This window comes from Thalassotalea sp. PLHSN55 (genome assembly GCF_052030545.1).
Classification (GTDB): domain Bacteria; phylum Pseudomonadota; class Gammaproteobacteria; order Enterobacterales; family Alteromonadaceae; genus CANMXU01.
Map to the genome: position 1 here is coordinate 55,756 of NZ_JBPDIH010000009.1, position 15,603 is coordinate 71,358.

Consider the following 15,603-nt stretch of genomic DNA (forward strand, 5'->3'; position numbering starts at 1 on the left):
GTGCATCTGGCGTGCAGACGTAATTATTTGTAATTATGAACGAGTTAAATTTAACCAATAGTGCGATATTTTGTCAACCACTTTTTATTACCAATTATTTGTCTTGCGTTATTTATTGGTAATATGCTAGTTTCAATGGTCAGAACGATTGGTAAAGTTTTTTATAGCAAATATAAGGTGTTCTTACAATTGTACAGTTAATTGTTTTTGCCTTAGAATCGATAAATCGTTATGATGCCTTTACTAAAATGTAAAAAATGGTTTAACAAAGAAGGATTGGATATGGGCAACCGCAGGTTGTTTTGGCACATCGTTGACAAAATTGAAGCATTGATCAATTCAGGTGTTTATTCACCTGGTAGTCGTTTGCCGCCAGAACGCGAATTAGCTGAAACCCTTAATGTTAGTAGACCTACAGTACGTGAAGCTATTATCGCACTTGAAGTGCGCGGACGTGTAGAAGTGAAAACTGGCTCAGGTGTATATGTACTTGAATTGGATGACCAAGCACATAACCAAACTAAAATTAATGCCTTTGAAGTGACTCAAGCACGTGCATTGATTGAAGGTGAGGTGGCTGCTATTGCTGCAACGTCAATTACTGAAGAAGAGCTCGAGCGACTAAACAATACACTGATTAGTATGGAAAATGGTGTCAATGTTGAAGAAGCCGATGAAGAGTTTCATCGGGTAATTTGTCAAGCAACGCGTAATAGTGCGATGGTTTTGTCAGTAGAAAATTTATGGAAACTACGTTCATCAACGCCTGAAATTGTTGAAGATTATAATAGCGTATGTAGCATGGATAATTCTAAAACGCTTGCTGAACATAGAGCGATTTATCAAGCGCTAAAATCGGGCAACGCGACCAAAGCACGTAAAGCAATGCACAACCATTTTAATCGTTTAATCAATGCGTTATTTGATGCTGTTGAAACGCGTGCTCTTGAAGAAATAAAACGTAAGAATAGCGAAAAGCGCGGCCTTTATTCAATTCCAAACGTAACGTTAGACCAAGTCTAATTCCCGCATAAGCGTTATCTGAAGTTAAAATCGGATAACGCGTTCTATATTCTATTTAGCATCCCATCGTATTAGCCTCCTAAACACTATTTTTCTAGCCAAATCATCACTGCCATACTTGCCCTAGATAATTAACTTTAAAGCGTAGAATGCTGTTGTGCGCGCCTATTAAAACTCATGTTTTACCTCGCAGTTAGTGCCGACGCACGCCTATGTCAATGTCACTGATATTAACTCGTCACTGGGGTGCTGCATTGAAGGGCGGAGTATCAGGAGTGGAGAGTCAAGCGTTGAATATTAGCACTAAGGGCTTAGTGGTTGTGACGAAGTGCTTTTCATCGTCATTAATTGAGATCTTGAAAAAAAGGTATAAAAAAAGCCTTTCAAATGAAAGGCTTTTTAGTCAGTAGGACTGCAGTCCCATCAAGGTGCAGTATTACTTCTCTAGCTTAAGGAAATAATCGAATATTTCCGGAACATTGCCATGACCCATCCCTGCATCAAATGCAGCTTGTAGGTTAGCTGATGTGCCTTCTGCGATTTGAGCTCTAGTGCCTAAATCACTTACCATTTGTAGGAAGTAGCCTAAATCTTTATTGGCATTACCAATTGAGAAGCCTAAGTCACTTACGCCATCTACTGCGTAGTTTTTACAAAACTGCATGAAAGGTGAGTTAGAAGGGCCTGTCGACATAATGTCAAAAAGTTGTTGGCGATCTACGCCGGCAAGCTCGGCAACAGCAAAGGCTTGAGACATGGCGGTAACTGTGGTCATGCCCATAAAGTTGTTGATCAATTTAGTTGTATGGCCAGCGCCTAAAGCTCCTAAATTAAATACGTTTTCACCTTGTAGCTCTAAAATTGGCTTAACTTTTTCAAACGTTTCGGCATCACCAGAAGCCATAATATTAAGTAAACCGTCTTTTGCGTGAGCAGGAGTACGGCCTAATGGCGCGTCAATCATGCCAGCACCTTTTTTGGCAAGGTCGGCACCAATTTTACGGGTTGATGCTGGAATTGAGGTACCAAAATCAACTAATACTGCGCCTTCTTTAATACCGGCTAAAATGCCGTCTTCAGCATAAATAACTTTTTCTACAATGGCTGATGTAGTAAGGCAAAGCATCACGATATCACTTGCGGCTGCAAGTTCAGCTGCTGATTTTGCTTCAGTCGCACCACGTGCAACAACAGCAGCAACAGCATCTTTGTTAAGGTCCATTACAATTGGTTCAAAACCTTTCTTTTGCAGGTTTTCTACCATGTTGCTGCCCATAAGGCCAAGGCCAATGAAACCGATGACAGGTTTTGTCATATCTAACTCCTACACAATTGGTGTTTATTGTATCTGGCAGTGATTTTAATTCACTTGTTGCTCAGATTGATGCCTGATATAAGTAACCAGTTGAACTAAACCTTATAAATTTCCTTTCACAGGAAAGTCCAGTTCAACCAGCAACCCAATATCTTCAATGTTAATAAATGGATTACTCTATTTATTGGTTCTATTTTTATTAAGATAATTACCACGGTGCTGACCAATAATTTTTGAACTTAACCTTGATACGTATTGGTCAAACGATTTTTAATGAACCAGAAGAGCAATGTTTGACTAATTCTTGGTCTTGTTTTTCTGGTTTTACTAATCGAGTACTAATTATTCTTAATTTTAAGTAACGATTGAATACTAACCAGTGGTAATTGAATTGTCAACCAATTATCTGTAAATTATATTACCAATATGGTTTCTTGGTTATTTCAGTTGTAGAGACGATAAAACTGCGTGCGTAAAAAGCTAATGGTGAACGCTTAATTAAAGCGTCAATAAAGTAGGCTAAAATTTGCATAGATTAGTTTTTATACGCCGCAAAATAATTGGTAATTTGTAAGATATAAATGTTCTTAGTGCGCGCTTGGTTTTGCTATATAGTAAAACAGCTGCATCTTAACGTATGATTTTTAGTTAAATTCTTTTAAGGAAATTAAATGACTTCTCGAGTTTCTCTCCCTAGTTGGCAAGCATTACAAACACATGCTAAAGAAATGAAAAGTCAGCACATGAATGACTTATTTGCTGCTGACACCTCCCGGTTTGACAAGTTTTCTGTGCAGTTACCTGCGATGCTTTTAGATTACTCGAAGAATTTAGTCACTGCAGATACGATGGAAAAATTGATCACCTTGGCCAAAGAGTGCGATGTTGAATCATGGCGCGAGAAAATGTTTTCTGGTGAACAAATCAATAAGACTGAAGATCGTGCTGTATTGCATACTGCGTTGCGTAATCGTGAACAAACGCCTATTTACCTTGATGGTGAAAATATTAGTGACTGCGTTGAAGCGGCACTAACAAAAATGAAGGCTTTTACTGAGCAAGTTCGCCAAGGTAAGTGGAAAGGTTATTCAGGCAAGCGCATTACTGATATTGTTAATATTGGTGTTGGTGGCTCAAATTTAGGCCCGCAAATGGTGACCGAAGCATTAAAACCATACAGTGACGACAGTATTAATGTTCATTACGTTTCTAATGTTGACGGTACTCAAATTGCTAATGTATTGCGTCCGTTAAATCCTGAAAAAGTTCTTTTTATTGTTTCAAGTAAAACCTTTACCACCGCAGAAACCATGACCAATGCCAAAACTGCAGTGAAATGGTTAACGTCGGCGTCGTTTGACCAAACCTCAGTGGCCAAACATTTTGTTGCGGTTACCGCCAATAAAGAGAATGCCGTCGCATTTGGTATTGATGAAGACAATATTTTTGATATGTGGGATTGGGTTGGTGGTCGCTTCTCTTTATGGTCTGCTATTGGTTTGCCAATTGCGTTAGATCTGGGTTTTGAAAAATTTATTGAGTTGCTTGAAGGTGCTCATGATATTGACAAACATTTTTGTGAAACTGAATTAGAAAATAATGCGCCAGTGATTTTAGCGCTACTAAGCTTATGGAATTGCACCTTTTTAGGTGCGCAATCACAAGCTATTTTACCTTATGATCAGTCGTTACACATGTTGTCTGCCTATTTACAACAAGCCGAAATGGAAAGTAATGGTAAGTCGGTTTCATGGCATGGTGAGGAAATTTCGTATCCTACCGTTCCATCAATTTGGGGTGAACTTGGCATTAATGGTCAACATGCGTTTTATCAATATTTGCATCAGAGCAATAACGTTGTTCCAGCTGACTTTATTGGCTCAGTTGAAAGTGTTACACCGGTACAAGGTCACCATGAAACGTTAATGGCGAACTTTTTTGCGCAAACACAAGCATTAATGGCGGGTGTTAACGAAGAACAAGTGCGTGTTGATCTTACGGTAAAAGGGCGCAGTAAAAGCTATATTGACAAAGTGGCGCCACACAAAGTGCACAAAGGTAATCGGCCAACAAATTCAATATTAATGACCCGTATTTCACCTAGATCTATAGGCAGTTTGATTGCTTTATACGAGCACAAAATTTTTGTCCAAGGTGTGTTATTGCAAATTTGTTCATTTGATCAGTGGGGCGTTGAATTGGGCAAAGGCTTAGCCAATGAAATTCAGGCTGAGTTAGAGTCTGAAGAAAATATTCGACCGCACGATAGCTCTACGACAGGCTTAATCAATTTTTACAAGAGCACCTTAAATAAAGCCGATTAGTGCGCTTGTGTTAAACGGTGAAAACTCAACGCAAAGATAAAACGCTCTAGCATAAAAATCGCAATAGGCTGATTGATAATTAATATCAATCAGCCTATTTTTTTGTCATTTATTATCAGTTAAAAATATGAATTTTTTATGACCTAATGCGATGGAATTCTCGCTAGCCATTGCTTTTGCTCGCTTATGTTTTTTGGTTATTTGTAAGCGTAACTTAACTGTAAAAATATTTTAATAATTGTCTGGTAATGGGGGTGAAATCTGGTAATCTCTTAGCTCCAAATTTTTCAAAGACGAGCAATTCGTGATGAGAAAAGATTGGCTAGATAATTTAATTATCCACAAAAAATAAAAATAAAAATATTGTACGTTAAAAGGACTTTTGACTTACCTTTTGCAGTTATATCAATACTTTAAATATGGTTAGCTATATCGACAACTCTGTCTTTATGGCATATTTCTCGTGCTTGTGCACAAACTTATCCACAGAAAGCTGGCTATTTCTTGCTCATATTCTTCATTAACTAATTTTGCTGATGGAAAACTATCTGTCAAAGGAATACTAATACACAGTAGAGAGATGGCAGTGAATGTGGCATGCTTAGCCCACGTTAATTTTAGTTATAAAAACACCATGACAACTTCTGCTTTATCGCCACTCATTTTAGTTGATGGCTCATCATATCTTTTTCGCGCTTATCACGTTCCTTACTTACAAGCTTTGTCTACATCATCGGGGCAACCAACAGGGGCAATAACGGGTGTATTGAATATGATCCGAAGTCTTAAAAAAGACTATCCAAATGGCAATATCGTGGTGGTGTTTGATGCAAAAGGTAAAACTTTCCGCAACGATTTGTACCCAGAATACAAAGCTAATCGCCCACCAATGCCAGACGATTTACGCACGCAAATTGCTCCGCTTCACCAAATAATTGCTGCGATGGGCTTACCTTTATTGGTTATTGAAGGGGTTGAGGCAGACGATGTTATTGGAACGTTAGCAAAACAAGCAAGCGATAAAGGCATTGAAACGGTGATTTCAACCGGCGATAAAGATATGGCGCAGTTAGTTAATGAACATGTTCGACTAATTAATACCATGACCAATGTTGAATTAGACGAAGCAGGGGTTATTGAAAAGTTTGGTGTGCGCGCCGATCAAATTATCGACTATCTTGCCTTAATGGGTGACAAGGTTGATAACATTCCTGGCGTGGTTAAATGTGGACCTAAAACCGCTGTTAAATGGTTAACGGAACATGGCACTTTAGACGAGGTTATCGCCAATGCCGACAAAGTTAAAGGTAAAATTGGTGAAAATCTGCGTGAGGCACTTGAACAGTTACCCTTGTCGTATGAATTAGCAACCATAAAACTCGATGTTGAATTAGAACAAGAAGCTTGTCAGTTGCAACCTGCCGAACCCGATACAGACGCCCTAAAAGCGCTTTATCAAGAATACGAATTAAAACGTTTATTGGCAGACCTTAATAGCACGAAAGAAAGCAATACCAGTTCAGCAAGTGCAGATGTCAATCATGATGACGGTCAAATGGATGTGACAAAAAGCGATATTAGCGCAGAGTATCAAACCATTTTAGACAAAGAAGCGTTTGAGCAATTGTTAACACAGCTTAAAGAGGCAGAGTATTTTGCTTTTGATACGGAAACAACCAGCTTAGATTATAAAAAAGCTGAGCTTGTTGGTTTATCTTTTTGCGCTGAAGCCGGCAAAGCCAGTTATTTACCTGTCGCTCATGATTATGTTGGCGCGCCAGAGCAGCTTGACCGAGACTGGGTATTAACACAATTAAAGCCGATCCTTGAAAGTAAAAGCCAACATAAAGTAGGACAAAACCTTAAATATGACGCCAATGTGTTAGCCAACTATGATATTAAATTACAAGGTATTGCGTTTGATACTATGCTGGAGTCGTATTGTTTTAATAGTGTTGCGACGCGACATAATATGGACGCTTTGGCTGAAAAGTACTTAGATTATAAAACGGTACATTTTGAAGAAATCGCGGGCAAGGGCGCGAAACAATTAACCTTTGATCAAATTGAATTGGACAAGGCGAGCCATTATGCGGCAGAAGACGCTGATATCACCTTGCGCCTGCACCAAGCGATTTATCCGCAACTGGCTAAATTGTCAGGTCAATTATCGGTATTTAACGACATTGAGATGCCATTATTGTCGGTGCTTGCCCGCATGGAACAACATGGGGTTTTAATTGACAGCGACTTACTTGGCCAACAAAGCCAGTACATCGGCACACGTTTGTCTGAGTTAGAAATTGAAGCGCACAATATTGCCGGTCAAAGCTTTAATTTGTCGTCACCTAAACAGCTGCAAAAAATACTCTTTGAAGATCTTAAAATTCCGGTCATCAAAAAAACACCTAAAGGTGCTCCTTCTACCGCAGAAGAAGTATTGCAAGAGCTAGCGTTAGATTATCCACTGCCAAAAATCATTCTGGAAAATCGTGGCTTAAGTAAACTTAAGTCGACCTATACAGATAAATTGCCGCTAATGGTTAATGCCGACTCAGGGCGTGTACATACCTCTTATCATCAAGCCGTAACGGCGACTGGGCGATTATCATCAACGGATCCAAACTTACAGAATATCCCGATTCGCAGTGAAGAAGGGCGGAAAATTCGTGAAGCCTTTATTGCACCGCCTGAGCATAAAATAGTTGCCATTGATTATTCACAAATTGAACTACGCATTATGGCGCACCTGTCTGATGATGTTGGCCTAGTTAGCGCGTTTTCTGAAAATCGTGATATTCACCAAGCAACAGCAAGTGAAATTTTCTCGGTGTCGTTAGACGACGTGACCAGTGATCAACGTCGCAGTGCAAAAGCGATTAACTTCGGTTTGATTTATGGTATGTCAGCGTTTGGTTTAGCAAAACAATTAGGCATTGGCCGAGCCCAAGCGCAAGATTACATGAATAAGTATTTTGAACGTTATCCTGGCGTGCTTACTTACATGGAAGAAACGCGAGAAAAAGCTACCGAGCAAGGTTATGTCGAAACACTCTTTGGTCGTCGCTTATACTTACCTGATATCAAAGCTAAAAACCAAATGCGTAAAAAAGGCGCCGAGCGCGCTGCGATTAATGCACCTATGCAAGGCACTGCCGCAGACATCATCAAAAAAGCGATGTTGGCAGTGGATCAATGGTTAGTCGAAGAAAATGACCCGCGTATCAAAATGACCATGCAAGTGCACGATGAACTTATTTTTGAAATTCATCAAGACATTGCCGAACAAACTACGGCCAAGTTAGTTGAGATCATGAATAATGCCGTTGAGCTTAAAGTGCCATTAATTGCTGAAGCGGGTATTGGTGATAACTGGGAGCAGGCACATTAGTTTGGTCTGACCTCATAATTGAAATTTTAATTCATAAATTTGATTAAAATTATACGAAAAGGCTCTTTTTTGAGCCTTTTTTTATGAATATTTCAAATGATGTAATTTTAAAACGCATAAAACGTAATTTAATTACAAAAAGAGCTTTACTTTCTTAGAGTGGTTGCTCTATAATGAACTTGTTCCTAACGCGAACACTTGTTGTAATAATTTGTATATTCTAGCTCTCCTCATAGCTAATAGGCCGGTGATAATGTCATCGGCTTTTTTTTGTCTGAATTTTGTCTTCATGGAATTTTAGAACATTTGATTGAGTGGTTGACTCGAAGCCGAGTAAACAGGGGAAGTTGAATGGTTAGCCAGATTAGTGCGATAGCTAATCAATAAATGGCCGAGAGAAACGCACAAAAAAGCACTAATACTTAAAAGAATTAGTGCTTTGTTAGTTTATAAAAGAATTGAAGTAGCGTTAAGTATGAGTTAGCGTTTAACGGCTACTTTTTCTTTAACAACAACTTTTGCTTCAATTCTGCGGTTTTGGGCATGGGCTGCAGCAGTATTACTTTGATCAAGTAACTGCTCTTCACCTAAACCTTGCGCGGTTAAGCGATTACTCGCAATGCCAAACTCTTCAATTAAAATTGCCACAATAGCATCAGCACGTTTTTGTGATAACGACTTGTTGTACGCTGCACTACCTTGCGCAGACGTATGGCCTTTAATAATGAGATCTGTATGTGGGTATTGTTTTAAGAAATCAGCAGCTACTTTAATATCGTCAAAGTATTGTGGTTTAACTTCTGACTTATTGTTGTCAAAGTTAACTTGTAGGCTCATTTCTAAGTTCTTTTCGGTGAAAACAGTACAGCCATTTGCGTCAACTTTGTCAGACATTGGTGTATTGCGACAGTTATCTTTGCTGTCAATTATACCGTCTTTGTCACTATCTTTGACAACCGGTGCTGCGGCTACTGCAACTGGCGCAGCGGCTTTAGCTGGTTGAACAGGTTTTGCAGCAACAGGGGCTTTTTTTGCACTATCACCAAAGAAGTAAACAAAACCAAGTTGAGTGGTAAAATCGTCATAATGATCATCAAATTGCTTATGCCATTTACCTTCTAAGTAAACGGCTGATTTTTCGTTAAGGTAATAACGGTAACCGGCACCTAAGTTACTCGATAATTTTGCATCAACAATGTCTAAACGATTAGCACCGGCTAACAAGTAGAAATTTTCTTTGTTTGGAAAATACAGCATATCTAACGCTGTACTTGAACCTGACGGGCCGCTATATGCCGATAAATCAGCAACTAAGTTCATATGTGAGTAGGCAATACGAAATTCTGTTGTTTCAGAAAAACGGTAGCCTAATTCTGCACCAACGCCTGAAGCGTGATCTAAGTCAGATGCTGGGTCAGCGGTAAATTGACGATCATCGTCAATTTTTATGTGTAGAGCATGCAAACCGCCGTAGGTTTTACCGACAAGATCTGCCGCTACTGGTTGTTCACCAGCAAAGGTTGATACAGACAATAATGCACTGCTCACAGCGATTGAGAGTTTTGTTAAAGTACGCATAGTGTTATGTTCCATGTTTTTAGCTAAATTAAATAGGTTTTATTGTTTTAAAAAGGAAAAAGTAGCATGCTAATTATAGAGGCAAATATCCAAATTCACTGGAATAATTTCTTAGCAATCAGCGCGTTAATTGCGCTTATAAAATTGTGCAAGTTAAGCAAAAAACAAGCCTAAATATAGTTGTATGAATTATAAGGCTTTTTTAAATACTGATATTTTTTCCAAGCAAAACTGTAAAAATAACAGACACATTTTGAGACAAAAAAGGACAAAAGTTGAAGTATATACCAACAAAAAACGGACGATTAAGTGGCTTTCTACTGGCGCTATTACTTTGCTCTTTCAATAGCTTTGCAGTTGAGCCTAGGTTCGTCGAAAATGAAGTTGATCATTGCCAAAATGTCGCTCAACAACCTTATGGCAACTTAGCGGAGTTTTTAGCGCCTTATCAACAAAAAATGCAAAGCCATACTGGCGTGTATATTCTTGAGCAAGGTGCTGAGGCGATGATCTCGCGTGCTTGGTTAAGTGACCGCGCCAACAAAACCATCGATGTGCAATATTTTATTTTTTCTACCGATAATATTGGCTTAATTGCGGTCGACTATTTAATACGTGCGGCAGAGCGTGGCGTGAAAGTTAGAGTGCTGGTTGACGATATTATGATAGAAGCTCGTGGCGACGAGTTACTGTTGCTTGCTCAGCATGAAAACGTAGAGATCAAAATATATAATCCGCTGGCAAATGTTGGTAAAAATATTATTGAAAAGCTCTATCACTTAACGACCAAATTTCACCAATTTAATCAGCGCATGCATAACAAAACGTTCACTGTTGATGGCCAAGTTACCATTACCGGTGGTCGAAATGTCGCGGATGAGTACTATGGCTATGATCATCAGTATAACTTTCGTGATCGCGACGTATTATTAATTGGCGGCGAAACGGCTAGCGTTCAGCAATCTTTTCAACAGTTTTGGCAACATGCGTTGAGTGTGCCAGTGCAAAAATTGTTAGAGCAAAATGAAAACGCGACTAAGCCCGACTTTTCCGCGCTACATCAATATGCCTGTAACCCGAGTAATTTCCTACCCGTAATTCGCGATAAAATTAATAATTTAGCGCAAGAGTTTTCAATGATTGAACGAAGTGGTGATTTGCACTGGCTAGACAATGTGCAATATATTTCAGACCAACCCGGTAAAAACAACAAAGGGCAGTTTCTCGCAGGTGGCGGGATTTCCACCGATGCAATTATCGAGCTAGCCAAAAAAGCCAAACATTCCATTACAGTGCAAACCCCTTATTTAGTGACCACAGATTTTGCGCGCGCTATTTTAAAAGACCTCGTTGAGCGCGGTGTTGAGGTGAAAATTCTTACCAATAGTCTCGCTTCGAACGACAATTTAGAAGCCTTTAGTGGTTATCAGCGTGATCGCAAAGCGCTTTTAAAAACCGGCGTGAAACTTTATGAATTTAAGCCTGACGCAAAAATTCGTCAAAAGGTAATGTCAGAAGAATTACAGCAAACCCTTGCTCACGTGCCTATTTTTGGTTTGCATGCCAAAACGATGGTCATTGATGATGAAACGACCGTTATCGGTACCTATAATTTTGATCCGCGCAGCGCAAACTTAAATACTGAAAGCATAACCGTATTGCCTTCAAAAGCGATATCACTAAAAGTGAAACAAGGTATGCTAGAAGAAATGCAGCCAGAAAATGCGTGGCAAGTAACCGAAGATTGGAACCCTGATCATACGGTTGGCGTGATGAAGCGCTTTAAAGTAAAACTGCGCCGTATTGTGCCCAAAAATATTCTCTAGACGTTTATTTCACATTATTTTTAAATCTTTTAACCCCTTTTTAGTCTCCGACACGTTTTATCTATAAGCAAACATTGAATTGGCAATGTTTGCGGTGTGATCACACCAAAATACAATTTCAATATAAGGCAATAATTAGCGCTTGTGGTTTGCTTAATCACAGATAGTGCTTGTTATTTCTATAGGTCCTGTTGCTTGGCTTTTGTGGTTAGCAACGACTTAACTTATTGAAGTTTGAATTTTAATAATAAGTGAGGACACAAGATGAAAACAAGAATTTCGATAATTACCCTAGCGGCACTAATTACCTTGGCATTATTTTCGCTAATGGCATTTTTAGTGAAATTTGACCAAGTAGCGCCAATTGAAGTTAAGCCAGATGTTGTTGTTGATGTTATTGGTCGACAAGAAGAGAGCCAACATACCGAGATAGTGCGTACGTTAAAACTACCGCCAAAACTTGAGCCGCCACAAAGAGCGATTCCTGAGTCGATTGAACCTACAGATAATACTGTGGCGTACCAATATAAACCTGCGTCGCTAACACTTGATAATTCAACTGGGTTAAGCAATATGTTGAAAAATCATAATCAAGAAGCGCGTCCTATAGTGCGAATAAATCCGAGATATCCCGCCGATGCAGCTCGAAATGGTATCGAAGGTTGGGTAATATTAGCGTTTGATATTAATGCACTTGGCGAAGTTGTTAATATTAATATTGTTGATGCTAAGCCCAAACGCATTTTTGATAAAGCGGCGAGAAGGGCGCTAAGCCAATGGAAATATCAGGCTAAATCGGTTGCCGGTAAAATGGTGGCACAGCAAAATTTATCAGTACAGCTCGACTTTACTATCGATCAATCAATCTAGCTAGGGAAAAGCATTTGAAGTTACCATCAATGATCAAAGGTTGGTTTAATCCGCAGCTTGAACCAGAAACCGTATTTGCTAAATATTGTGCGACCGGTAAAGCGCAATATTTAAAGATGCTTGTTCAACAGTTTAATCATCCTTTGTATCATTATTTAGTTACCCAATCTGACGTTGCCACGGCACAAGATGCACTGCAACAAACCTGGTTGAAGGTGATAGAAAATCGTCACAAACAGGCAAGTCATAAGCAAGTTAAAAGTTGGTTATTTACTATTGCCAGAAATACGTTAATTGATGAACTACGCAGACAAAGACGCTGGCAAACAATTGAACTTGATACTGAGCACTTAGTCACTAACTCGCTTGAACATGTATTGGCAGAGTCTGATCAATTGCAGCTTTTTAATGATACCTTAGCTCAGTTGCCTTTTTACCAGCGCGAGGCATTTGTATTTCAGCAAGAAGGGTTTTCTGTTGCTGAAATTTGTCAACTGACACAAGCTAATTTTGAAACGGTGAAAAGCCGACTGCGCTATGCACGCAATACGTTTAAAACGGTATTTGGCGAACAATGATGACCACAGATAATTTTGATAAAAACATTAAGCAGTTGTATCAGCAACGTAAAGCTCAGCTGCATGCACCCGATATTAAGCTTGCAGATTCTTATTCGACTAAAAAAGATCATTCATGGTCGAGTCGAATAGCAATATTAATGATAGGCGGTGTTGCCTCTTTTGGCATTATGGCCTTGGTGAGTCATTTTGCAACTTTACCAGACGCAACAAAAAAGCCGACAACTGAAGTGCATCAGCCTATTGAAATTGCTGAAGTGGTTATTGCCAAGCCAACAGAAGACGCTATTGTTGTGGTGCCTAAACTGCCACCTACGCCACCACCACCAACTTCACCGCCAAGCCAACAAAGCTTATCAAATGGCGCTGAGCAAATTAATGTTAGTGCCGAGCATTTTACTTTTAACCTTGATGAAGCACATGTTGTGGTTTTGCCTGATATCAAACAAGTGAACATGGCGCCTAAATTAATACATAAGGTTGCCCCGATTTATCCGGTGAATGCGATTAAAAACAGACGCTTTGGCAGTATTAAACTGAGCTACAAAATAGATGATTTAGGTAAAGTAGACAATATCGCTGTGGTCGAGAGTAAGGTTAATAAGCAATTAGAAAAGGCCGCAATTAAAGCGTTAGCGCAATGGCAATATCAGGAGAGTGTTTCATCATCAGAAGTACATCACGTGGTTTTTGATTTTCAATTGCCTAAGGTAAAAGGTTAAACTACATACCTACTATTAGGATAGGAAATTAAATGCAAATCAGTGGTTTTACTTTGCTTGAGTCAGGCAGTATCAATATTGCGTTTTCAAGTGGGTGGTTTTTAGAACAAACACCAGAATTGGCTAAACTTGTATGGGATAAATTGCCCACCAGCCGTGTGGTCGAAAGTGTTAATGGCGCAGATCGCGAGTATTTTCGCTTTGAGTGGCAAGCGCAAATGTTTATTTTGCAGTTTGAATCTTATGGACAGTCTTCTTGGATAGAAAGTGAGTGTGGGCTAGGGCAAACATTAATGAAAGACTTACTGCTTACACTTGATGATAAATCGTTACTTTAAGTTTTACTTATCATTTCTATTATTACTGGTTTTGTGATTAGGGGAGGTTATGGAAAAAATACTCATTAGTAGCTGCTTTTTAGGCGCACGAGTACGCTATAACGCCGAGCTAAAGCCATTATTGCACCCGCTTATCGACAAGTGGCAAAAAGAAGGGCGCTTTGTCGCTATTTGCCCTGAAGTGAGCGGTGGTTTGCCAACGCCGCGTGCTCCGGCAGAAATGCAGCCACAAAGCCAATTAATTTTCACCAACAAAGGTGAAGATGTAACTGCTTATTTTAATCAAGGCGCACAATTAGCCTTGGACCTTTGTCGTCAGCATCATATTCGTTTTGCGCTGTTAAAAGAAAGTAGCCCGTCGTGTGGAAGTGGTAAAATTTATGATGGTAGCTTTAGCCAAAAAAAAATTGCGGGTCAGGGCGTCACGAGTGCTTTGTTACTTAAACATGGTATTGAAGTTTTTTCTGAGGAAACTATAGAAGAGTTATCTCGGCAGTTATCTAAACAGGCACTCGATTAAATCATTATTGGTTATCTGAAGATGGCATCTCGAGCAGTTTGCGCGCTTTTTTAATGAGGTTATTGGCTTCTTGATTTGTGCTAAATTGACCAACGCCAACAGAGACATCCAACTTAGGTAATCTAATACCAGACTTACTGCTAACAAATCGTAATTTTTCTACGCCATGGCTAATCTTCATTGCAACTTCTTGGGCGATATCAGTATTTAAATCAGGTAATAAAATTAGAAACTCATCTCCTCCTGATCTTACCGGCAAACCACTGTCATCGACATAACTACTGACTTTTTCTGCTACTTTAGCAAGTAAAACATCACTGATCAGCGGACCAAACCGTTGCGTAAATTGAGAGAAGTGATCAATATTGACCACGATAGCCGCCACCTGTTTATTTTCATCTTGTGCTGTCCAAGCCTCAAGGTGCTTCGATAAGGCTTTACGGTTATAAAAATGAGTGAGTGGATCGAGGAATATTTCTTTACGCGACTCTTCAAGTTCAGCTTTTAATTTACTGGTTAAGCTTTGTGAGTTTTTGAGTTGCTTCTGCAGAATAAGTTGCTGTTGTTTGAGTTTGTTTGATGCTTTTTTCAGTGACAATATTGCCGTTGCTACCACTTTTTTATCATGTGATTGAAAGTGCCCAATATTATTGTCTAAGGTATCAACAAAATAATTTAGGGTATTGGCAGAGTGCTTATTATTAAATTCCACTGCAGAAAGCACTTCTTCAACATCATCAATAATTTCATCTCTAAAATTTGATTGGCCAAGAATATGTTGGCGATAAAATTCTTCAACAGTGAAACTGTCGAGCTCTTTGCCGGTAGATAAGTATTGATCGATGCTTTTGTTGAGAGGCTTGTTTCTATTGCTAGTGTATTCGTAACTTAAGGTGTAGTTAATCGGAGAAGCAGGTAAATTCCAACTCCGCAATAGTTGTACAGATAAGGCCAAAGTTTTTTCGGCTTCTTGAATAGAATCATGATACTTCATTGATCCAATTATTCACCTTACGTTTTTTATTAGTTTTATCTTTCCATTCTCTAGTAAAAAAAATAAAACTACCAGTAAAAAATCGATTAAAAGTACAAAAATATTGACGAAATGTCGATAAATT

At 39.1% G+C, this 15,603-nt stretch carries 12 protein-coding genes; 9 read left to right on the forward strand and 3 right to left on the reverse strand.

Features of this window, described 5'->3' with window-relative positions:
• Window positions 1-282 precede the first annotated feature (282 nt).
• Window positions 283-1,023, forward strand: coding sequence for a FadR/GntR family transcriptional regulator (locus ACRRSQ_RS16745; protein WP_440876919.1), 741 nt, complete (start codon window positions 283-285; stop codon window positions 1,021-1,023).
• Between the two features lie 436 nt (window positions 1,024-1,459).
• On the opposite strand, the gene ACRRSQ_RS16750 is transcribed toward ACRRSQ_RS16745, so the two are convergent.
• Window positions 1,460-2,338: an NAD(P)-dependent oxidoreductase gene (locus ACRRSQ_RS16750; RefSeq protein ID WP_440876920.1), complete on the reverse strand. Its 879-nt coding sequence runs from the start codon at window positions 2,336-2,338 to the stop codon at window positions 1,460-1,462.
• Between the two features lie 671 nt (window positions 2,339-3,009).
• Between ACRRSQ_RS16750 and pgi the strand changes: the two genes are divergently transcribed.
• The gene (gene pgi / locus ACRRSQ_RS16755; protein ID WP_440876921.1) at window positions 3,010-4,662 is read left to right on the forward strand and encodes a glucose-6-phosphate isomerase; all 1,653 of its coding nucleotides are present in this window, start codon (window positions 3,010-3,012) and stop codon (window positions 4,660-4,662) included.
• 634 nt (window positions 4,663-5,296) lie between these two features.
• Complete coding sequence (gene polA, locus ACRRSQ_RS16760) at window positions 5,297-8,053, forward strand: DNA polymerase I (protein WP_440876922.1); 2,757 nt, start codon at window positions 5,297-5,299, stop codon at window positions 8,051-8,053.
• Window positions 8,054-8,533: 480 nt separating this feature from the next.
• On the opposite strand, the gene ACRRSQ_RS16765 is transcribed toward polA, so the two are convergent.
• Window positions 8,534-9,631 (reverse strand): OmpA family protein, encoded by a 1,098-nt coding sequence (locus tag ACRRSQ_RS16765; protein WP_440876923.1) that lies wholly within the window; start codon window positions 9,629-9,631, stop codon window positions 8,534-8,536.
• A gap of 275 nt (window positions 9,632-9,906) precedes the next feature.
• Here ACRRSQ_RS16765 and ACRRSQ_RS16770 point away from each other — a divergent pair, with 275 nt between their 5' ends.
• The 6 genes from ACRRSQ_RS16770 (at window position 9,907) to ACRRSQ_RS16795 (ending at window position 14,485) form a co-directional block, all read left to right on the forward strand.
• On the forward strand, window positions 9,907-11,457 hold the full coding sequence (locus ACRRSQ_RS16770) for a phospholipase D-like domain-containing protein (protein WP_440876924.1): 1,551 nt from the start codon (window positions 9,907-9,909) through the stop codon (window positions 11,455-11,457).
• 264 nt (window positions 11,458-11,721) lie between these two features.
• Window positions 11,722-12,327: an energy transducer TonB gene (locus ACRRSQ_RS16775; protein ID WP_440876925.1), complete on the forward strand. Its 606-nt coding sequence runs from the start codon at window positions 11,722-11,724 to the stop codon at window positions 12,325-12,327.
• Window positions 12,328-12,341: 14 nt separating this feature from the next.
• Window positions 12,342-12,905 (forward strand): RNA polymerase sigma factor, encoded by a 564-nt coding sequence (locus tag ACRRSQ_RS16780; protein ID WP_440876926.1) that lies wholly within the window; start codon window positions 12,342-12,344, stop codon window positions 12,903-12,905.
• Window positions 12,902-13,627, forward strand: coding sequence for an energy transducer TonB (locus ACRRSQ_RS16785; RefSeq protein WP_440876927.1), 726 nt, complete (start codon window positions 12,902-12,904; stop codon window positions 13,625-13,627). The genes ACRRSQ_RS16780 and ACRRSQ_RS16785 overlap by 4 nt, the downstream gene beginning before the upstream one ends.
• 32 nt (window positions 13,628-13,659) lie before the next feature.
• The gene (locus ACRRSQ_RS16790; protein WP_440876928.1) at window positions 13,660-13,965 is read left to right on the forward strand and encodes a DUF3630 family protein; all 306 of its coding nucleotides are present in this window, start codon (window positions 13,660-13,662) and stop codon (window positions 13,963-13,965) included.
• Between the two features lie 49 nt (window positions 13,966-14,014).
• Window positions 14,015-14,485 (forward strand): DUF523 domain-containing protein, encoded by a 471-nt coding sequence (locus ACRRSQ_RS16795; protein WP_440876929.1) that lies wholly within the window; start codon window positions 14,015-14,017, stop codon window positions 14,483-14,485.
• Between the two features lie 4 nt (window positions 14,486-14,489).
• Here the strand turns inward: ACRRSQ_RS16795 and ACRRSQ_RS16800 are convergent, their stop codons facing one another.
• Window positions 14,490-15,479 carry a GGDEF domain-containing protein gene (locus ACRRSQ_RS16800; protein WP_440876930.1) on the reverse strand — a complete coding sequence of 330 codons (990 nt, stop codon included), beginning with the start codon at window positions 15,477-15,479 and terminating at the stop codon, window positions 14,490-14,492.
• Between the last annotated feature and the right edge of the window lie 124 nt (window positions 15,480-15,603).